Raw genomic sequence first — 20,969 nt, forward strand, 5'->3', positions numbered from 1 at the left:
AACGATTGTGAGGTTTTATAATGAAAACTTTATATCATCAGTGGCTGCGTTCTTCTTTTTACAAGGAGGAGCTACGAGCCATTACGGACGAAACGGAAATTGCTGATCGCTTCTATCAAACCGTTCCATTTGGTACAGGCGGGATGCGTGGGAAGCTGGGGGCGGGGACGAATCGGATGAACATCCACACGATTCGTCTTGTCGCTGAAGGGGTAGCGCGTGAAATCGAGCAGCAAGGACAAGAGGCGAAACGACGTGGTGTTGTCATCGCTTATGATACGCGCCATTTCTCGCAGGATTTTGCCTATGAGACAGCGGGCGTTTTAGCCGCGCATCACATTAAAAGCTATGTATTTACTGAAAGTCGTCCTACACCTGAGTTAAGCTTTGCGGTACGACAATTACAGGCTTATGCAGGCGTGGTCATTACAGCGAGTCATAATCCGAAGCAGTATAACGGCTTTAAAGTGTACGGCGAGGACGGGGCACAGCTCACACCGCAATTTGCGGATAAAATTGTATCCCATATGAATGCGGTGGAAGATATTTTTGAGATTCAGGCGCTTCCTCGTGAACAATTGTTAGCTTCTGGCTTCTGTATGGAAATGTTAGACCAGCTCGATGATGCGTATAATGCAGCATTACAATCCTTTGCCACAGCAGGGAAGAAGGATTTACGGCTTGTATATACACCTTTACACGGGGCAGGTCTTGTACCGACAACACGCGCATTACAAGAAGCTGGTTTTATGAATCTACATATTGTGGAGGAGCAAGCGATTCCGTCTGGTGAGTTTCCAACTGTTGCCTATCCAAATCCAGAGGAGGCAGAGGCGTTTAAATTAGCGATGGAGCTTGGCCATCAAGTGGAAGCAGACTTACTGCTTGCGACAGATCCAGATGCAGATCGTCTTGGCGTTGCTGTGTGGGACGGTGAGTATAAGCTCTTAACAGGCAATCAACTTGGGGCATTGTTATTAAACTACATTTTACAAACGAAACATATTCCACACAATGCCGCAATGGTTAAAACAATCGTCACATCGGAGTTTGGTACAGCGATTGCCAGTAAGTATGGTGTCACAACAATTAATACATTAACAGGCTTTAAGTTCATAGCAGAGAAGATTGCGGAGTGGGAGCAAACAGGCGAGTATACTTTTATGTTCGGCTATGAGGAGAGCTATGGATACTTAGCTGGTGATTTTGTTCGAGATAAAGATGCTGTGCAAATGGCGCTTTTAACAGCAGAAATGGCCGCGTATTATAAAGCGCAAGGGCAAACATTAATGGATGCGCTCTATCATTTGTATGAAGAGTTAGGCTGGTACAAGGAAGCGCTTATGTCATTGACGTTTGAAGGAATCGAAGGGCAACAAAAAATGGCGTCGATTATAGAGACATTCGGCCAACATCCACCAACCTCATTTGCAGGTATAGCCGTTGAGAAAATGGAAGACTACCGACTGGGCAACGTAAACGGGCTACCGAAAGCGGATGTCGTGAAGTTTATATTAGCTGATGAATCATGGATTTGTGTGCGCCCGTCTGGTACAGAGCCGAAGTGTAAGTTTTATATTGGGGTCAAAGCCCAAAGTGAAACAGCTAGTATGAAGCGAATGGAACAACTGAAAGCATCATTGAAACTATATTTACAATGATTGCTACATTATGGGCCACATTTGGAGTAACTGAATGTGGCTTTTGTTTTTTCTTAGTAGAAGCTATTACGTGGATACATTTCGACATTTCAAAAATATTTTTCTTAAAATTCAGAAAATTACTCCAATTTTCCTAAATTTAGTTTAATATGTTTATAGCATGGTAAATAAAAGGGGGAAAATTGTCATGAAAAACTAAAATTTTATGTAAATATCTCCACAGCACATGTATTAAAATTGATCCTCTAGATGCACACTACACAAATTACATTTTGATATGGAATGCATTCGAGTAACAACTCACACAATGGTAACGATCGTTTACTTGTTTTGTTTGAAGAAATTACTGGGAGAATAAAAGAGTCACCATATTTTAATTGTAATATACACCTACTCTCCTTTGGCAGTATTGTATGATTCCCACTTAAAACATTGAAATGGAATAGATTGCTGTTTTGACCACCTATTTTATATTAAAGGAGGTGAGAAAAATGTGAGCGATTCCCGTAAAGACGCAGCAAAACCCTTAAGCGGCTAGGTCCGGCAAGACTGCGCTCAAGGGTTTCAGAAGACAGGAGTATACCTGCCTTAAGCTAAGTATACTCCTTTTTTTCTAAAATTAAAGTAACTAATTTTAAAAAAGGGGGATTTTTACAATGAAACAATTTGAAAAATTTAATCTGACAATGAAGTCATCTGCTATTTGGTCACATTCAACAGACAATGGAGAAATTCATTCGGCCATTTTGCATGATTATCAAATTTATCATTATCCTAAACCACCGCTTGCTATTTTTAATGACAATTTATTTCGAATTGGCTCTAGTTTACGCGGTGCTAAAGATGCAGCAGAGGCAATTTTAGGATCGACTAGTATGTTTCCGTTCATGATTGATCTTGAACATAAAAACGTTGGGTTTCCTTCAAAATCGCCAGCTCATATAGGTTGTGTTTGGTTTGCATTACACGCTATAAAGATACCGCTTGATATTAGCCAGGAAGAGACAAAGGTGATTTTACATGGCGGACTTTCTATGAATATCCCTGTTTCTTTGCGGTCATTTAAAAGTCGATGGCACACAGCGCATATTTTGCGCTCCAAATCTTTAGATAATCAATATTCACAACCATTTATTTATGGAAAGCCGCGTAAAGAGATTACTGTTGTTTGTGATGGTTATCGAGTAACATATACGGTTAAGGAAAAGAAAGAAGGCTATGAGGAGCTGTAAGTAGTATTGATGAGGTTTAAGCAAACTTTAAGACTTATGTTCTACACTAAAGAGCATAAGTCTTTTTATTTTATAAAATAACGATAAATTGTCATATAAAAGGTGAATTTTAGTATTTTCCTACTTAAATTATGCATTTAAAATGTGGTAAAAATAGTGAATAAGGTGATAGACTACATCTTACTAAGTATAAGATAATAAGCAGTAGGAGTAAGCAATTGGGGGTAGTGTCATGCTATTTAAAAGAAAAGAAGGGTTTCGTTACGCATTTGGTGAGCCGCTTGAAGCGAAGATTGTGATTCTTATGAATGGAAAGCCGTTACATGGTGATGGAACATCTGTTACAGGACAGGTTTTAGATATTAGTCCACACGGTATGAAGTTGGGATTGGAAGTTAATTTAAGTGAGTATAAAAATGATATGTTGCAGTTAGAAATTTCATTTGTCCTTGATACGACACAAATTAAAGCAATTGGTGAAGTGATGTGGTCTAAAAATTTCGGAAGCGGGTATCATTATGGTATTGTCTTTTATGATCAATCTGCTATTGAAAATGTAATTATTGGTGAGCTGAAAATACGGAGACGCAAGGAAGTTTTAAAACCGAAAATTAATGGGTAAATTAAAAAAATATTTTTCGAATAAGCAGGATTTTTTTTATGCTTGTCGAAATAAGTATTATAGCCGTAATGAAGGAGGAGTTTACATGCTAAAGTTTAACATTCGTGGCGAAAACATTGAGGTAACTCCAGCGATTCGCGAATATGTAGAGACGAAAGTGGACAAAGTTGAACGCTATTTTAATGAGGACGTCAATGCAACCGCAAACGTGAACCTCAAAGTGTACAATGACAAACAAACGAAAGTAGAAGTAACGATTCCGATGAAAAATGTGACCCTTCGTGCTGAAGAACGTCATAACGATATGTACGCAGCTGTCGACTTAATTGTGGATAAGTTAGAGCGTCAAATCCGTAAGCATAAAACAAAAGTAAACCGTAAATTCCGTGAGCGTGAGGGTGCTGGTTTACACTTTGCGAATATTGTGCAACCTGGTTCAGAAGTGGAGCAGGAAGAAGAATACGCAATTGTTCGTACAAAGCAATTTGACCTAAAACCAATGGATCAAGAAGAAGCGATTCTTCAAATGAACATGCTTGGTCATGATTTCTACATCTACACAGATGCAGAATCAGACAGCACGAACATTGTGTACAAACGAAAAGATGGAAAATACGGCTTAATTGAAACAACATAACGAAATACTAAGCCCTCGTGTCATGCGAGGGCTTTTTACTTATTTACGGCTGTCAGTTTGCACCACCTCACACCTAAATGCTAAAATGAAATGTGATACTAAACGGGAAGTGACAATTCATGCTAAACATCTTAAATAAAATGTTTGATTTCAATAAAAAAGAAGTAAAACGCTTAGAAAAGATTGCGGATCAGGTAGAGGCGTTAGCGGGTCAAATGGCTAGTCTTTCAGATGAGCAACTACAAGCGAAAACACCAGATTTTAAACAACGTTATGAAAATGGGGAATCGTTAGATGCGCTGTTACCAGAAGCATTTGCGGTAGCGCGTGAAGCAGCGAAGCGTGTACTAGGCATGTTCCCATACCGTGTACAAGTCATGGGGGCTGCGTCGTTACATGATGGCAATATTTCGGAAATGAAAACCGGGGAAGGTAAAACGTTAACGGCCACAATGGCGGTTTACTTAAACGCTTTAACTAGTAAAGGTGTACATGTTGTGACCGTCAATGAATACTTAGCAACACGTGACGCAACAGAGATGGGCGAGCTATACAACTGGCTTGGTTTAACAGTTGGTTTGAACTTAAATAGTTTAGATAAAAATGCTAAACGCGAGGCCTATGCAGCGGATATTACGTATTCAACGAACAACGAGCTCGGGTTTGATTATTTGCGTGATAATATGGTGTTATACAAGGAAGATAAAGTACAGCGCCCGCTTCACTATGCCGTGATTGATGAGGTCGACTCGATTTTAATCGATGAGGCACGTACGCCGTTAATCATTTCTGGACAGGCTGGCAAAATGGCGCAGCTGTATGTACAATCCAATGCGTTTGTGCGTATGTTAAAAGCCGAAGAGGACTACAATTACGACGAATCTTCCAAAGGTGTAACATTAACGGAAGCCGGAATTGAGAAGGCAGAGCGCGCATTTGGCATCGATAATTTATTTGATTTATCACATGTACGCTTGAATCATGCGATTAACCAGTCATTAAAAGCGCATGTATCGATGCATCGTGATGTCGATTATGTTGTGCAAGACGGTGAAGTGATTATTGTTGATGGCTTTACGGGGCGTTTAATGAAGGGGCGTCGCTATTCAGACGGTTTACACCAAGCGATCGAGGCAAAAGAAGCGTTAGATATTCAAAATGAATCGATGACAATGGCGACGATTACGTTCCAAAACTACTTCCGTATGTACGAAAAGCTTTCTGGCATGACAGGTACAGCGAAGACAGAGGAAGAGGAATTCCGCAATATTTATAACATGCAAGTCATCGTGATTCCAACGAATAAGCCGATTGCGCGTGATGATAAGCCAGATTTAATTTATGCATCGATGCAAGGGAAGTTCGAAGCAGTCGCGAAAGATATTGCAGAACGCCATCAAGCAGGGCAGCCGATCTTGGTCGGTACAGTGGCCATTGAAACGTCTGAAATTATTTCGAAATTACTCACGAAATATAAAATTCCACACAATGTATTAAATGCGAAAAACCATGAGCGTGAAGCGGAAATTATCGCTAATGCGGGGAATAAAGGCGCCGTAACAATCGCGACGAATATGGCCGGTCGTGGTACGGATATTAAACCAGGTGAAGGCGTGCTAGAGGTTGGTGGTTTAGCTGTTATTGGTACAGAACGCCATGAATCTCGCCGTATTGACAATCAGTTGCGCGGTCGTTCAGGTCGTCAAGGGAACGTCGGTGTGACACAGTTCTACTTGTCTTTAGAAGATGATTTAATGCGCCGTTTCGGTTCTGATAATATGAAAAATATGATGACAAAGCTCGGCATGGATGATTCACAGCCAATCCAATCAAGAATGGTGTCAAAAGCGGTTGAATCTGCTCAAAAACGTGTAGAGGGTAATAACTTTGATGCGCGTAAACGTTTATTACAATATGATGATGTATTGCGTCAGCAACGTGAAGTAATTTATAAAGAACGTGAAGAAGTGTTGGAAACAGATAACATGCGCGGCCTTGTGGAGAATATGATTCATGAGTCCATTGAAAATGCGGTGGCGATTCATACACAAGGTGAACAACAAGAGTGGAACTTACAGGCGCTTGTTGATTACATTTCGGGGAACTTACTGGATGAAGGGGAGTTAACCGTTACTGATTTTGAAGGCTTAACAGCTGAGCAAATTGGCAATGTAATTAAAGAAGTTGTCACAGTTCGTTATAATGAGAAGGAAGAGTTATTAACGCCTGAACGGATGCGTGAGTTCGAAAAAGTCATTTTACTTCGTGCCATTGATACGAAATGGATTGACCATATCGATGCGATGGATCAACTGCGTCAAGGGATTCATTTACGTGCATACGGTCAAAATGATCCGCTTCGTGAATACCAGCAAGAAGGTTTTGCGATGTTCGAGGACATGGTCGCTTCCATTCGCGAAGACGTGACGAAGTATGCGATGAAAGCGGAAATTCGCAACAACTTACAACGTGAAGAAGTAGCGAAGGGGCAAGCGGTGAATCCGAAAGAAGAGGGCGCTACAAAGCCGAAAAAAATGCCGGTTCGTAAAGCCGCAGAAATCGGCCGTAACGACTTATGTCCATGTGGTAGTGGCAAAAAGTATAAAAACTGCCACGGGGTAGCGGAATAAAAAATGCTGTTGCTGCTTGGGAGGGTTCTATTCGCGTAGTTAGGCTTGTTTAGCGTAAGTTTATGCCCGAGCATGCATGATAAGCTATAATACCATCTCGACCAAAAAGCGGTCGAGATGTGTTTTTCTAATTTGTACTTGGAGGATTTTGAATGATGATTGAATTAGCAGAAGCAAGAAATATCCTTGAAAATACAGCTACTAAGTTAGCGGACTTCAGGGGGTCTCTTTGACTTAGAAAACAAAGAGGCACGTATTCAAGAACTGGATGAAATGATGTTAATGCCTGATTTCTGGAATGACCAGCAAGCAGCGCAAACGGTCATCAATGAAGCGAATGGCATTAAAGCAATTGTCAATGAATATAACGATTTATTATCAACGCAAGAAAATCTTGAAATGACGTTGGAACTTTTAAAAGAAGAGCCAGATGACGATTTACAAGCAGAACTAGGGTCAGAATTAGAACAATTTGAGGCGAAGATGGCAGATTTCGAACTACAAATGCTATTATCGGAGCCTTACGATAAAAATAATGCGATTTTAGAGCTTCACCCGGGGGCTGGTGGTACAGAGTCTCAAGATTGGGGTTCGATGCTACTGCGTATGTATACACGTTGGGCAGACAAGCGTGGCTTCAAAGTAGAAACGCTGGATTATTTACCTGGTGATGAAGCGGGGATTAAATCGGTTACGTTGAAAATAGCAGGTCACAATGCATACGGCTATTTAAAAGCAGAAAAAGGTGTACACCGTCTTGTGCGTATTTCGCCGTTTGATTCATCGGGGCGCCGCCATACATCGTTCGTATCATGTGATGTGATGCCAGAGTTTAACGATGAAATCGAGATCGAAGTTCGTACAGAAGATTTAAAAATTGATACGTATCGTGCGACAGGTGCTGGTGGGCAGCATATTAATACAACGGATTCAGCTGTTCGTATTACGCATGTACCAACAGGCGTTGTTGTACAGTGTCAATCCGAGCGTTCGCAAATTAAAAATCGTGAGCATGCAATGAAAATGTTAAAAGCGAAACTATATCAATTAGAAATTGAAAAGCAAGAGCAGCAATTAGCTGAAATTCGCGGTGAGCAAAAGGAGATCGGTTGGGGCTCGCAAATCCGTTCATATGTTTTCCATCCATACTCCATGGTAAAAGACCATCGTACAAATGAAGAAACAGGGAATACTGGCGCTGTAATGGATGGCGATTTAGATGCGTTCATTAACGCGTATCTTCGTTCGAGAATCGCTAAATAATCAATTTAGAATCGTCTAGTCACTTAAGGCTAGGCGTTTTTATTTTCCACTAGAACATGCTTGGCTTAGATTTGAAATAATAGGTAAATAGCTAAAAAATGCAAAGGCGTATGTACAGGTAAATGCTATGTAGAGACTATGATGATGTAAAGGGAATATCATGTTTATTATGTAAGTGCTATAGTATGTGCGGATATTCAAGTATACGCCCTCGCAGTGAAAAGCAAATGTGTCACGTTAAAAAGGTGGGTTAAAACGATGCCAATCTTTATAAACAGCTTTAAATAACATCGCTGCCGTGACATATTGATTGTTGAAAGAGGAAATTAAGACTGGCAAATTGATATCCATCTTATCTTTAAAGGTAACTGTGACGTGTGTTTTATGATTCATAATATTTGTGACCGCATTATAGGCAATCCAAATATTATGCTCAGATCTAGGTGAATAGAGAGGAAACATGATGTAAGGTTGGTAGCCACTATCTACACCAATGACAATAGGGAGTTTATGTTTATTGTCTGCAAGGAGTTGTTTAGCTCTTTCGGTAGCTGTGCGATAGCTGCTTCCCATACTTTTGCAAGCATTGTCTACGAGTTTAAGAGATTTTTTTGGTACATGAAAAATGCCTCTTTTTTCATAAACAAGTGTATGATTTTTTTGGCCGTGGCGAATAGATTGTAGTAGATACGTATCACGATTGATTGTGTAATCTGGTGTGAAGTCGTGTGGTCTAGTCAATTATACCCCTCCTTTGTTAGCATGGTTATTTACAATAATACTGGTTCGTAAATAAAAAGCAACATAAAATTAGAAAATTCTGAAATTTAAATTTAATTATTCAGAAAATATTGCAAATTGGCCCCTGTTTTTTGTATAATAGCAAAAAGGGTATCGGGGTGATATCGATGGATAAATATTATTCGTATACAGATTTTTTACGAGCGGTCGGGCAATACCCAAAAGAAATGGAAAGTGAAAAGCTGTTGAACGACATTTATTTGGATTTATTTTTAGGCAGGTTACAGCGACTACAACGCATTGACCAGCTAAAACAACTCATCGATATATCATTAGATGAACGTAATGAACAAGCATTCCAGCAATATTGTGAAGAGTTACAATGTTTACAGGAAGAAATTAAAAAAGAATAGATAAAAATCGCTGCGGATATTTCGTAGCGATTTTTTTGTGCGCATTTAATGTAAATTTCTTTTCTAGCAATATTTAATAGAATATACGTTCGTTTATTTGTCGATTATTGTAATGGGGTATGTTAAAATATGTTTACGGATATAGAGAAAGGACGATAGACAATGAGTGAAACATTTGATATACAGTCCAGCTACCGACCGAGTGGCGATCAGCCTACAGCGATTGCGGAACTTGTGCAGGGAGTAAAAGACGGGAAGCGCCATCAAACATTACTCGGTGCAACCGGAACAGGAAAAACATTTACGATTTCGAACGTAATTAAAGAAGTGAATAAGCCAACGCTTGTGATGGCGCATAATAAAACACTTGCAGGTCAATTATATAGCGAGTTTAAAGAATTTTTCCCGAATAATGCGGTTGAATATTTTGTGAGCTATTACGATTACTATCAACCAGAAGCGTATGTGCCACAAACAGATACGTATATCGAGAAAGATTCAAGTGTGAATGACGAAATTGATAAACTGCGACATTCTGCCACATCGGCATTATTTGAGCGACGAGATGTCATTATTATCGCATCGGTATCTTGTATTTATGGTTTAGGGTCACCGGAAGAATACCGTGAGATGGTCGTATCGATTCGGGCGGGGATGGAGATTGAGCGTAATCAGCTGTTACGAAGGCTTGTCGATGTACAATATGAGCGCAATGATGTCAATTTTACACGTGGAACATTTCGGGTGCGCGGGGATGTCGTCGAAATTTTCCCTGCCTCTCGTGATGAGCATTGTATTCGCGTGGAATTTTTCGGGGATGAAGTAGACCGTATTCGCGAGGTCGATGCACTGACAGGTGAAGTGCTCGGTGAGCGTGAGCATGTAGCGATTTTCCCTGCTTCTCACTTCGTTACACGTGAAGAAAAGATGAAAAAAGCGATTGATAATATTGAAGTAGAGCTAGAGGGACAGCTTGAAAAATTCCGTGCAGAAGACAAGTTACTAGAAGCACAACGTCTGGAGCAACGGACTAATTACGATTTAGAAATGATGCGTGAAATGGGCTTCTGTTCAGGCATTGAAAACTATTCACGTCATTTAACGTTACGTGAATCAGGTGCAACACCGTATACATTACTCGATTACTTCCCAGAAGACTTCTTACTCGTTATCGATGAAAGTCACGTCACATTGCCACAGGTGCGCGGGATGTATAACGGAGACCAAGCGCGAAAGCAAGTGTTAGTCGATCACGGCTTCCGTTTGCCGTCTGCACTCGATAACCGTCCACTGAAGTTCGAGGAGTTTCTGTCTAAAGTGTCGCAGGCGATTTATGTATCGGCTACACCTGGACCATATGAGCTAGAGCATACGCCTGAGATGGTGGAGCAAATTATTCGTCCGACTGGTTTACTTGATCCAACGATTGACGTTCGCCCAATCGAGGGGCAAATTGATGATCTAATTGATGAAATTCATGAACGGATTCGCAAAAATGAGCGCGTGTTAGTGACGACATTAACGAAAAAAATGTCCGAAGATTTAACGGATTATTTAAAAGAAATGGGCTTAAAAGTCGAATATTTACACTCGGAAATTAAGACGCTAGAACGGATTGAAATTATTCGTGAATTGCGTAAAGGCACGTACGATGTGCTTATTGGTATTAACTTACTACGAGAGGGACTGGATATTCCCGAAGTATCGTTAGTCGCGATTTTAGATGCAGATAAGGAAGGGTTCTTGCGTTCGGAGCGTTCGTTAATTCAAACCATTGGTCGTGCCGCACGTAATGCGAATGGGCATGTCCTCATGTATGCAGATAATATGACGGATTCTATGAAAAAAGCGATTGATGAAACGAAGCGTCGTCGCTCGATGCAAGAAGCGTACAATCAAGAACACGGCATCGTGCCACAAACGATCATCAAGAAAATTCCTGATATTATTCGTGCGACACAAGCGGCGGAAGAGGAAGAAACATATGTCACAAAAGTGACGAAAGGGAAGAAGTTGACGAAAGCAGAGTTAGACAAGCTCATTGCAACACTTGAAATCGAAATGAAAGATGCGGCAAAAGCACTTGATTTCGAGCGCGCGGCAGAGCTACGTGATACGATTTTTGAACTGAAAGCAGAAAGGTGACAAAACGTGAAAAATACCGAAATTGTTGTACAAGGTGCACGGGCACATAATTTAAAAAATATTAATGTAACGATTCCACGCGATCAACTTGTTGTATTAACAGGGTTGTCGGGGTCAGGTAAATCGTCGCTCGCTTTCGATACGATTTATGCAGAAGGGCAGCGTCGATACGTAGAAAGTTTATCGGCCTATGCACGCCAGTTCCTTGGGCAAATGGATAAACCAGATGTGGATACAATTGAAGGATTATCACCTGCGATCTCCATTGATCAAAAAACAACGAGCCGTAATCCTCGTTCGACAGTAGGTACCGTAACGGAAATTTATGACTATTTACGTCTGTTATTTGCACGTGTGGGTAAGCCCGTTTGTCCCAATCATGGCATTGAAATTACGTCGCAAACGATTGAACAAATGGTGGACCGTTTACTTGAATATCCAGAACGGACGAAAATGCAGCTCTTAGCACCGATTGTAGAAGGAAAAAAAGGGACGCATGTGAAGCTATTAGAAGATTTGAAAAAGCAAGGGTATGTACGTGTTCGCGTAAATGGTGAGTTACGAGATTTAGATGACAATATTGAACTCGATAAAAATAAAAAGCATACGATTGAAGTAGTCGTGGACCGGATTGTGATAAAAGAGGGGATTGCTACGCGGTTAAGTGATTCACTAGAAGCAGCTCTTCGTTTAGCAGAAGGGCGTGTATTAGTGGATGTGATGGAGCAGGAGGAGCTGTTATTTAGCGAGCATCATGCCTGTCCGCATTGTGGCTTCTCGATTGGTGAATTAGAGCCGCGCATGTTCTCGTTTAACAGTCCGTTTGGGGCATGTACATCATGTGACGGGCTAGGCATGAAAATGGAGGTTGATCCGGATTTAGTCATTCCGGATTGGGACCGAACACTACTTGAGCATGCCATTGCTCCGTGGGAACCGACGAGTTCGCAGTATTATCCGCAGTTACTGAAGGCAGTATGTGCACATTATCAAATCCCTATGGATGTGCCTGTAAAAGAGTTGCCTAAAGAGCAATTAAACAAAATTTTAAACGGCTCTGGCAAAGACAAAATCGAATTTACGTATACGAATGATTATGGGCGTACCCATTCACAAATGGTTGAATTTGAAGGGGTATTAAAAAATATTGAACGCCGCTTTAAAGAGACAACATCTGATTATGTACGGGAGCAAATGGAAAAGTATATGGCAGAGCAGGCTTGCCCGAGCTGTAAAGGCTATCGTTTAAAGCCGGAGTCCCTTGCTGTCAAAGTGGGTGACAAGCACATTGCGGAAGTAACGCAATATGCGATTCAAGAAGCACAATACTTTTTCGAGTCGCTAGTATTATCAGAAAAAGATCGGCAAATTGCGCGTTTAATTTTACGTGAAATTAATGAACGGTTAGGCTTCCTTATGAATGTCGGGCTTGATTATTTAACGTTAAGTCGCGCAGCAGGAACGCTTTCTGGTGGAGAAGCGCAGCGTATTCGCCTGGCCACACAAATTGGCTCTCGTTTAACAGGTGTGCTCTATATTTTGGATGAGCCATCCATTGGTCTCCATCAGCGTGATAATGATCGTCTCATTTCAACGCTTCAAAATATGCGTGATTTGGGCAATACATTGATTGTTGTCGAGCATGATGAAGATACGATGATGGCAGCTGATTATTTAATTGATGTAGGTCCTGGTGCAGGTGTACATGGTGGTACCATTGTGGCACAAGGCACACCGCAAGAGGTCATGAATAATGATGCATCAATAACTGGGCAATATTTAAGCGGCAAGAAGTTTATTCCACTACCGATTGAACGCCGCCCATTAGACGACCGTAAGCTCACGATTAAAGGGGCATCTGAAAACAATTTGAAAAAAGTACATGTGGATGTGCCACTTGGATTGTTTGTTGCGGTAACAGGTGTATCGGGTTCTGGGAAGTCCACATTGATTAATGAAATTTTATATAAGTCACTGGCACAAAAATTAAATCGTGCAAAAGTAAAACCGGGTGCACATAAAGAAGTGACAGGGATCGAACAGCTTGAAAAAGTCATCGATATTGACCAATCACCAATCGGTCGTACACCACGTTCCAACCCAGCAACGTATACAGGTGTGTTTGATGATATTCGGGATGTCTTTGCAGCGACAAATGAAGCGAAGGTGCGCGGCTATAAAAAAGGGCGTTTTTCCTTTAATGTCAAAGGGGGGCGCTGTGAAGCTTGTCGTGGTGACGGGATTATTAAAATTGAAATGCACTTTTTACCGGATGTGTATGTACCATGTGAAGTATGCCACGGGAAACGCTATAATCGCGAAACACTCGAAGTACGATACAAAGAAAAAAATATTGCAGATGTACTCGATATGACGATCGAAGATGCCGTTGTCTTCTTTGAAAATATCCCGAAAATCCATCGGAAATTGCAAACAATTGTAGATGTCGGGCTTGGTTATATGAAGCTTGGTCAGCCGGCAACGACTTTATCGGGCGGTGAGGCGCAGCGTGTGAAGTTAGCGTCAGAATTGCACCGTCGTTCAACAGGGAAGTCATTTTATATTTTAGATGAGCCAACAACGGGTCTCCATGCCGAGGATATTGCACGCCTCTTAAAAGTATTGCAGCGCCTTGTGGATAATGGGGAGACGGTGCTTGTCATTGAGCATAATTTAGATGTTATTAAAACAGCAGATTATATCATCGACCTTGGTCCTGAAGGTGGCGATAAAGGCGGAACGATTGTGGCTACCGGTACACCAGAAGAAATTTGTGAAGTCGAAGCAAGCTATACAGGCCGCTATTTAAAGCCAATCTTACAGCGTGATCGCCAGCGAATGGCGGCTATTATTGAGCAAGCGAAAGTAAAATAAGTAGCGCTAAGTAAAGTGAATGAGCAATGCACTGCTATTTTAGCTAACAATTAATCAGAGTCCGAATGAAACTTTTTATCCTCCCGCATCGTATAATGATGTAAATGACGAAAGGGAGGATTTTTTTGATGGATGAACGTAAACGGATTTTAAAATTAGTGGAAGACGGAACGATTTCAGCAGATGAGGCTATTCAATTGCTTGAGGCATTATCAAAACAAAAAGACTCCACGCGATCTTCATCACCTTCTACATATGTAGAGCCGATGCAAGAAAAAAATGAATGGCAACAGTCAACATTTGAACAAGAGAAGAAACGTAAAACGACAGGCTTTGAAGACTTATTTAGTAAATTGGGCAACAAAGATTTAAATAAAAAGATGGACGAGCTCATGCATGAGTTACGCCACGATTTATCGGAATTTAGTGGTCGTATGATGACGCTCATGAATACGACGTTGTCAAAAGTAAAGGACTTGGACGTTGAATTCCCGTTCGGTGAAAAGGTAGAGTTTGATAAAACGTACGCCTTTAATGCAGAGGAAGTAAGAGGCTTCGAAATTGATATTCCGAACGGTCGCGTAACGGTGGAAAAAGGGACAGCACCGACGATTCAAATTGAAGCACATGTCAAAACATCGAAGAATGGGACAGAGCAAGAAGTAATGGACCGTTTTACAGAGCGCTTTGTAGAATTAAAAGACGGCAAAATTGAAGTGACAACACAGGCGAAAATGGCACATGTGGCACTGCGTGTAGTACTCCCTGAGAAGCATTATGATGTATTGATTATTCGTTTACTAAACGGTGGGATTACATTAAACGATATTGATACCAAGATTGTGAAAGTAAAAACGTACAATGGGAATGTTATCGTAGAGCATGCAATATTTGAGCATGCAGATTTACAATCAGCGAATGGGGCGATAGAAGCGCGTCACATTTCAGGGCAAGACTTAGAAGCGGAAACAGCAAATGGTCGTGTGTACATTGATGGCGATGTGAAAGAAGTAGAGGCGGAATCTGTTAATGGTCATGTAGTAGTGACAACAACTTCTACCAATGCACATAAAGTGAAAGCACGAACAGTGGCTGGCTCTGTGGAAATATATGTACCAAAAAATGTGTCACTCGATGGGCAAGTTACTTCGAATTTCGGCCGAACAGACGTAGGATTAGCCGATGTGACAACGCGTGTCGAAGAAGACCAATTTTTACTCAAAACATTACATTTCGATAAAATCATTACGGATGCACCATTACTCAAATTAGTCGGTGAATCACGTACAGGTTCCATTATCGTTCGTTACACAACACAGGGTGAATAATTTTTAGGGCAAGTCGCTGAGGCGGCTTGCTTTTTCTTTGTGTCGTTTTGAACGAGCAAAGATATATAGATATTTTGCGAATTCACGAAGTTTTCAAAAATATTACAAGAAATTTACATTAGTAGAAGGGGTTATGCTATTTTTATCGAATGTAAGAGGATAGAGTGTCGTATTTTATCGTATTAGAATGAAATAAAACTGTAATAAAATAAGCTATTCAAAATGCTATAATGATAGAGAAAACAAATTTCGATTTAGTAATTATTAGGTGGTTTCGTTAAATGATCCAAATGAAGAATGTTGTAAAAAAGTACCCGAATGGTGTCGTTGCAACAAACGGCATTTCTATAAATATTAGCCAAGGTGAATTTGTGTATGTAGTTGGTCCGAGTGGTGCCGGGAAATCAACTTTTATTAAGTTAATGTATCGAGAAGAGAAGCCGACAGCCGGTGAAGTAAGTGTAGCGGGGATTAATTTAACGACACTAAAAAATGCACGTGTTCCACATTTACGTCGCCAATTAGGTGTTGTGTTTCAAGACTTTAAGCTTTTACCACGTCTCAGTGTGTATGAAAATGTCGCATTTGCAATGGAAGTCATTGAAGAGCACCCAAAGATTATTCGACAGCGCGTCATGGAAGTGCTAGAGCTAGTTGGCTTAAAGCATAAGGTGCGCATGTTACCGAACGAGCTATCGGGCGGGGAACAGCAGCGTGTATCGATTGCGCGTTCGATTGTGAATAAACCGAAAGTGTTAATCGCAGACGAACCGACTGGAAATCTAGATCCTGAAACATCGTGGGAAATTATGGATATATTTGAAGAAATCAATCGCCAAGGCACGACGATTGTCATGGCTACGCATAACCGTGAAATCGTGAACACAATGCGTAAACGGGTCATTGCCATTGAAGGCGGAATGATTGTCCGTGATGAGTACGGAGGTGACTACGGCTATGAAGGGTAGAACGTTACGTCGTCATTTTCGTGAAAGCTTTAAGTCATTAGGTCGTAATAGTTGGATGACCATTGCGTCAGTTAGTGCAGTCACGGTCACTTTACTGCTCGTGGGTGTGTTTGCCATTATTATGATGAATTTAAACAAGGTTGCAACGGATTTAGAAAATGATGTGGAAATTCGTGTGTTAATCGACATTATGAATGATGAAGAACAAAAGAAGACAGCTGAGGCAGAGCTGATGGCGCAAATTAAAAACTTGCCAGATGTAGCCGAGGTCGTCTATTCACCAAAGGAACAAGAGTTGTCAGACTTAATTAAAGATTTTGGTGACGAATTAAGCTTATTTGAACAAAACAACCCATTGCACAATGTATTGTATGTAAAGGCGGTTGACCCGCAGCAAACAGCGAATGTCGCTGCGCAAATTGAAAAGTTGGATCATACATATGAGGTATTGTACGGTGAAGGAAAAGTAGAGAAGTTATTTGGCTTTTTAAATATTAGCCGAAATATCGGATTAGTATTAATTTTAGGTTTATTGTTTACGGCAATGTTCTTAATCTCTAATACGATTCGCATTACAATCATTGCGCGTAAAGACGAAATTGAGATTATGAAATTAGTAGGAGCTACTAATTCATTTGTACGCATTCCATTTGTGTTTGAAGGCATGTGGATTGGTCTACTCGGTTCCATTATCCCAATGGTTGTCGTTTCACTCCTATATTACAACTTATACCATACGCTTGCCCCACGTATTCAAGGAAATCTATTAGAACTCCTTGAAGTGACACCACTTCTATATCAAGTAAATGCATTGCTGATGGGCATTGGTTTACTCATTGGGATTTGGGGAAGCTTTATGTCTGTTCGTAAATTCTTAAAAATTTAGGCCTATGAGAAAGGGGTATTCCCAATTGAAGAACGGAAGTAAAAAGCCTTGGAAATGGCTAGCTGTTTTCATGGCGCTACTATTAATGGTACAAGTCCCTGCTGCATATGCGACATCGCTTTCTGATTTAAAGCAGGAACAGAAAAAACTACAACAAGAAAAAAATGAATTAAATGATTCGATTAAAGAAAAAAGTACAGAAATTAAAACAAATCAAACAAAGCAAGAACAATTATTAGAACAAATTCAAACATTAAATGCAGAAATTAATAAAACAAATAAATCCATTGAACAAGTTGTTGTGGATATTAATGTAGCGAATCAAGAAATTGCTGCATTAGAGAAGGCTATCGCAGAATTACAACGAAAAATTGATGAGCGTAATGCATTATTAGAAGAGCGTGCGCGTGCCATTCAAGCAGGTGGTACAGTGAGCTATTTAGATGTACTACTTGGTTCGAATAGTTTCGTAGATTTTATTGACCGTTTCTCAGCGGTGAGTACGCTAATCGATGCTGATCGTCAAATTATGCGCGATCAAAAAAATGACCAAGAAGCGTTAGAAGAGCAAAAAGTGGCGCTCGAAAATAAGAAAAAGCAACTTGAAGAAAATCAAGCAAAATTAGAATCATTAAAAGCTTCGTTAAGTTCACAAAAAGCAGAGAAAAATAAATTGGTCGATGCGCTTGAAGCAGAACAAGCCAAATTGAAAAATGAAAAGGCATTATTAGAAGAAGAGTATTCTGAGGCATTAGAATTAAGCAAAGATGTTGAAGCGCAAATTCGAAAAGAACAAGCCCGCTTAGCGGAAATTGCGCGCCAACAAGAGGCGAATAAAAACAATGGTGGCGGTGTGTCAGGCAATACACCAGCTGTATCAGCAGGTACTTGGACAACACCAACGACTGGTCGTTTAACATCGCCGTTTGGCTGGCGTAATATCGGCTATGGTAACGAGTTCCATTATGGAGTAGATATTGCGAATTCAACGGGTACACCAATTGTTGCAGCTGCTGATGGTGTTGTGTCGTACGCATCGAAACTATCTACTTACGGCAATGTCATTATGATTACACACTCGATTGATGGCCAAATTTGGACAACTGTGTATGCTCATTTAAATAGCTTTAATGTAAGTGTTGGCGACTCTGTTTCAAAAGGACAAGTCATCGCTGGCATGGGTAGTACGGGACGTTCGACAGGTCCACATCTACACTTTGAAATGCATACAGGTACATGGGCTGGAGCACGTAAAAACGCTGTTAACCCATTACGCTATATTTCACTGTAATATGTAAGGGACTGTCTGAAAAGGCATTTTGAGACGGAACCTTTCTTAATGAATCATGATTAAGGAGTGAAGGGGGTGTTCTGAAAGTTTCTACTTTCTGAACACCTTCTTTTTTTGCTATGCTAGAAAAGAATTTCCAAGGAAATTATCTATTGATATTCGATATAGTGGAGGCAAACGATGAAGAAAAATATAGCGTTAGCTGTCGTGTTAGTCCTAATAGTCATTGCAATTAGTACGTTTATAAAGCAACAAACAGATAAAAATCACAAGATTGCACAAGTAGGCAATGAGGTCGATTTAACACAAGAGGAAGGTTTGCAAAAAGGGCAAATTGCACCGAATTTTACGCTTCAAACATTAACTGGGGAGTCCGTGACACTGAGTGATTTAAAAGGAAAAAAAGTGATTTTAAACTTTTGGGCATCTTGGTGTCCGCCGTGTCGTGCAGAAATGCCGCATTTACAAGAATACTATGAAAAGTATGCAGATGCAGATAATGTGACCATTATTGCAGCGAATACGACATACAATGATCAAGGCGCAGACAATGTTCAAAAATTTATCAATAGCTATGACATCACATTTCCTGTTTTATTAATGCCAGAAGATAACATTATTAAATTATATGAAGTGCTCACAATCCCCTCGACGCTCATGATTGATACAGAAGGACGTATTCAATATTATATTCAAGGGCCACTGGATGAAAAGGCGATTCGGGAGTATATTGCAAAATTAGATTAAGCTGACGAATTTCGGCTTTTTGTGTATGTTCTTATCAATCTCTTCATATTTTAAGAGTAGAGGTGAGAAGGATACGAAAAAGTCGACTTTTTTTCTTTTTAGCATTTATTGTGCTGGCTGTTGTCATTTATACATTCGTTCGACAGCAGGTTGTAACAGTCGAAGGTGCTAGTGAGCTAGACGTTGTGGAGGAATTGTACACGCTTATTGAAGAGCAGTCCGTGTATGATTTAGACAGCGGAACGATTGTAGAAGGCGCATTACGTGGTATGGCTTCTGCAATTAAAGACCCGTACAGTTCGTATTATTCGAAAGAGGAGGCAGCGATTCATAAAGCGTCACTTGCTGGTGAAAAAGTTGGAATAGGCGTTGAAATTGCTGAGAAAAACGGAAAGTTTATCGTAATATCACCCGTCAAGTCTTCTCCAGCTGAGAAAGCAGGCATACGACCATATGATGAAATTGTACAAATTAACGATGTGCGGCTAGATGGTAAAACGATTGGGGAAGTAATCAAGCTGATGCAAGGAAAAGCAGGAGAAGAAGTGACACTTGTCTTATATCGTCCGAGTATTGAGCGTCATATTAAAGTGGCTGTTGAACGAGCAAAAATGGAAAATGACACAGTCGATGCAAAAGTGGTGACAGTAGAGAATGTGCCCATCGGCTATGTAACGATTAACTTATTTGCAGAGAACACGCTTGAACAATGGTTGCAAGAGGTGTCAAAGCTAATTGAACAAGATGTCCAAGCACTTATTGTAGATGTGCGTGATAATCCAGGTGGCTATTTACATAGTGTGGCGGGCATTATTAGCACAATTGGAGAAGAAGGAAAAGTATTTGCTTATATGCAAGATGGAAAAGGGAAGCTAGAGCCTTTAAAAACAGTCAAGCTGGATGAGATTGAAGGCTTAAAGAAGGAAATTCGTAAATTACCGATTGTTATTTTGCAAAATGAAGGTTCTGCATCTGCGAGTGAAGTATTTAGTGCAGCAATGCAAAGTTGGGGGAAAGGGACGCTTGTCGGTACGAAAAGCTTCGGGAAAGGCACAGTCCAAGAGACATGGGATTTAGCAAATGGTGGTTCCGTCAAGCTTTCTACAAATAAATGGCTAACACCGAAGGAAACATGGATTAATGGAAAAGGAATAAAGCCTGATGTCGAGGTAGATCAGCATCCTTTATATATGATTGAATTTATACCAGTGCGTGGTAGCTTTGAAGTAGGCGATTTTGCGGAAGAAGTAGCGTACGCGCAAAAAGTATTGCATGCATTTGGCTTCCAAATCGTGCGGCAAGATGGGTATTTTGATGAAACTACTCGGGAAGCAGTTGTAGCATTCCGTGAAAAATATGATTTACATGATGGCGATAAATTAGATGAATTATTTTTCGAAAAAATGCAAGAGCAAGTAGCCCTCTATAAGAGCAAAGCAGAAAACGATTTACAACTACAGATGGCGGTTAGCTATGTCATGCATAAGCTAGGTCATTAAATTTCTATACGCAATAAACGATGCATTTGATA

At 40.4% G+C, this 20,969-nt stretch carries 16 protein-coding genes; 15 read left to right on the forward strand and 1 reads right to left on the reverse strand.

Translation table 11 applies throughout. The features are described from left to right. Positions 1 to 20: 20 nt before the first annotated feature. The 6 genes from AC3II9_RS13165 to prfB all read left to right on the forward strand — a co-directional run bounded on the left by AC3II9_RS13165 (position 21) and on the right by prfB (position 8,045). Positions 21 to 1,661, forward strand: a complete 1,641-nt coding sequence (locus tag AC3II9_RS13165) for a phospho-sugar mutase (RefSeq protein ID WP_489156107.1) — start codon at positions 21 to 23, stop codon at positions 1,659 to 1,661. 656 nt (positions 1,662 to 2,317) lie between these two features. Continuing rightward, positions 2,318 to 2,893 (forward strand): competence protein ComK, encoded by a 576-nt coding sequence (locus tag AC3II9_RS13170; protein WP_489156108.1) that lies wholly within the window; start codon positions 2,318 to 2,320, stop codon positions 2,891 to 2,893. Between the two features lie 232 nt (positions 2,894 to 3,125). Further along, entirely contained in the window at positions 3,126 to 3,515 is a 390-nt protein-coding gene (locus tag AC3II9_RS13175; RefSeq protein WP_489156110.1) for a PilZ domain-containing protein, read from the forward strand. 85 nt (positions 3,516 to 3,600) lie between these two features. Then, positions 3,601 to 4,152 (forward strand): ribosome hibernation-promoting factor, HPF/YfiA family, encoded by a 552-nt coding sequence (gene hpf / locus AC3II9_RS13180; RefSeq protein ID WP_489156112.1) that lies wholly within the window; start codon positions 3,601 to 3,603, stop codon positions 4,150 to 4,152. Between the two features lie 119 nt (positions 4,153 to 4,271). Next, a complete protein-coding gene (gene secA / locus AC3II9_RS13185; RefSeq protein WP_489156114.1) occupies positions 4,272 to 6,782 on the forward strand; it encodes a preprotein translocase subunit SecA in 2,511 nt (836 codons plus the stop codon). 158 nt (positions 6,783 to 6,940) lie between these two features. Then, a protein-coding gene (prfB, locus tag AC3II9_RS13190) for a peptide chain release factor 2 (protein WP_489156239.1) occupies positions 6,941 to 8,045 on the forward strand; the annotation gives its coding sequence in 2 pieces (ribosomal slippage) (positions 6,941 to 7,012 and positions 7,014 to 8,045; 1,104 coding nt in all). A gap of 237 nt (positions 8,046 to 8,282) precedes the next feature. Here the strand turns inward: prfB and AC3II9_RS13195 are convergent. Continuing rightward, positions 8,283 to 8,786: a competence protein ComK gene (locus AC3II9_RS13195; RefSeq protein ID WP_489156116.1), complete on the reverse strand. Its 504-nt coding sequence runs from the start codon at positions 8,784 to 8,786 to the stop codon at positions 8,283 to 8,285. Between the two features lie 167 nt (positions 8,787 to 8,953). Here AC3II9_RS13195 and AC3II9_RS13200 point away from each other — a divergent pair, with 167 nt between their 5' ends. The 9 genes from AC3II9_RS13200 (at position 8,954) to AC3II9_RS13240 (ending at position 20,937) form a co-directional block, all read left to right on the forward strand. Continuing rightward, the gene (locus tag AC3II9_RS13200; RefSeq protein ID WP_391375627.1) at positions 8,954 to 9,199 is read left to right on the forward strand and encodes an IDEAL domain-containing protein; all 246 of its coding nucleotides are present in this window, start codon (positions 8,954 to 8,956) and stop codon (positions 9,197 to 9,199) included. A 162-nt stretch (positions 9,200 to 9,361) separates the two neighbouring features. Beyond that, positions 9,362 to 11,344 (forward strand): excinuclease ABC subunit UvrB, encoded by a 1,983-nt coding sequence (gene uvrB / locus AC3II9_RS13205; protein ID WP_489156118.1) that lies wholly within the window; start codon positions 9,362 to 9,364, stop codon positions 11,342 to 11,344. A 6-nt stretch (positions 11,345 to 11,350) separates the two neighbouring features. Beyond that, positions 11,351 to 14,218 carry an excinuclease ABC subunit UvrA gene (gene uvrA, locus AC3II9_RS13210; protein WP_489156119.1) on the forward strand — a complete coding sequence of 956 codons (2,868 nt, stop codon included), beginning with the start codon at positions 11,351 to 11,353 and terminating at the stop codon, positions 14,216 to 14,218. 128 nt (positions 14,219 to 14,346) lie between these two features. After that, entirely contained in the window at positions 14,347 to 15,546 is a 1,200-nt protein-coding gene (locus AC3II9_RS13215) for a DUF4097 family beta strand repeat-containing protein (protein WP_489156121.1), read from the forward strand. Positions 15,547 to 15,827: 281 nt separating this feature from the next. Next, positions 15,828 to 16,514 (forward strand): cell division ATP-binding protein FtsE, encoded by a 687-nt coding sequence (gene ftsE / locus AC3II9_RS13220; protein WP_489156123.1) that lies wholly within the window; start codon positions 15,828 to 15,830, stop codon positions 16,512 to 16,514. Beyond that, positions 16,504 to 17,400, forward strand: a complete 897-nt coding sequence (gene ftsX / locus AC3II9_RS13225; protein ID WP_489156125.1) for a permease-like cell division protein FtsX — start codon at positions 16,504 to 16,506, stop codon at positions 17,398 to 17,400. The genes ftsE and ftsX overlap by 11 nt, the downstream gene beginning before the upstream one ends. A 25-nt stretch (positions 17,401 to 17,425) precedes the next feature. Then, positions 17,426 to 18,691 carry a murein hydrolase activator EnvC family protein gene (locus tag AC3II9_RS13230; RefSeq protein WP_489156127.1) on the forward strand — a complete coding sequence of 422 codons (1,266 nt, stop codon included), beginning with the start codon at positions 17,426 to 17,428 and terminating at the stop codon, positions 18,689 to 18,691. A gap of 180 nt (positions 18,692 to 18,871) precedes the next feature. Next, positions 18,872 to 19,438 (forward strand): TlpA family protein disulfide reductase, encoded by a 567-nt coding sequence (locus tag AC3II9_RS13235; RefSeq protein WP_489156129.1) that lies wholly within the window; start codon positions 18,872 to 18,874, stop codon positions 19,436 to 19,438. A 62-nt stretch (positions 19,439 to 19,500) separates the two neighbouring features. Next, positions 19,501 to 20,937 (forward strand): S41 family peptidase, encoded by a 1,437-nt coding sequence (locus AC3II9_RS13240; RefSeq protein WP_489156130.1) that lies wholly within the window; start codon positions 19,501 to 19,503, stop codon positions 20,935 to 20,937. The last annotated feature ends 32 nt before the right edge of the window (positions 20,938 to 20,969 follow it).

It is taken from the genome of Lysinibacillus sp. RU7 (assembly GCF_057837305.1).

Excerpts from the sequence above, each read along its gene's own strand:
- ftsX (WP_489156125.1), top strand. The coding sequence starts at position 16,504 with ATGAAGGGTAGAACGTTACGTCGTCATTTTCGTGAAAGCTTTAAGTCA.
- AC3II9_RS13235 (WP_489156129.1), top strand. The coding sequence starts at position 18,872 with ATGAAGAAAAATATAGCGTTAGCTGTCGTGTTAGTCCTAATAGTCATT.
- hpf (WP_489156112.1), top strand. The coding sequence starts at position 3,601 with ATGCTAAAGTTTAACATTCGTGGCGAAAACATTGAGGTAACTCCAGCG.
- uvrB (WP_489156118.1), top strand. The coding sequence starts at position 9,362 with ATGAGTGAAACATTTGATATACAGTCCAGCTACCGACCGAGTGGCGAT.
- secA (WP_489156114.1), top strand. The coding sequence starts at position 4,272 with ATGCTAAACATCTTAAATAAAATGTTTGATTTCAATAAAAAAGAAGTA.
- ftsE (WP_489156123.1), top strand. The coding sequence starts at position 15,828 with ATGATCCAAATGAAGAATGTTGTAAAAAAGTACCCGAATGGTGTCGTT.
- AC3II9_RS13175 (WP_489156110.1), top strand. The coding sequence starts at position 3,126 with ATGCTATTTAAAAGAAAAGAAGGGTTTCGTTACGCATTTGGTGAGCCG.
- AC3II9_RS13165 (WP_489156107.1), top strand. The coding sequence starts at position 21 with ATGAAAACTTTATATCATCAGTGGCTGCGTTCTTCTTTTTACAAGGAG.
- AC3II9_RS13170 (WP_489156108.1), top strand. The coding sequence starts at position 2,318 with ATGAAACAATTTGAAAAATTTAATCTGACAATGAAGTCATCTGCTATT.
- AC3II9_RS13200 (WP_391375627.1), top strand. The coding sequence starts at position 8,954 with ATGGATAAATATTATTCGTATACAGATTTTTTACGAGCGGTCGGGCAA.
- AC3II9_RS13215 (WP_489156121.1), top strand. The coding sequence starts at position 14,347 with ATGGATGAACGTAAACGGATTTTAAAATTAGTGGAAGACGGAACGATT.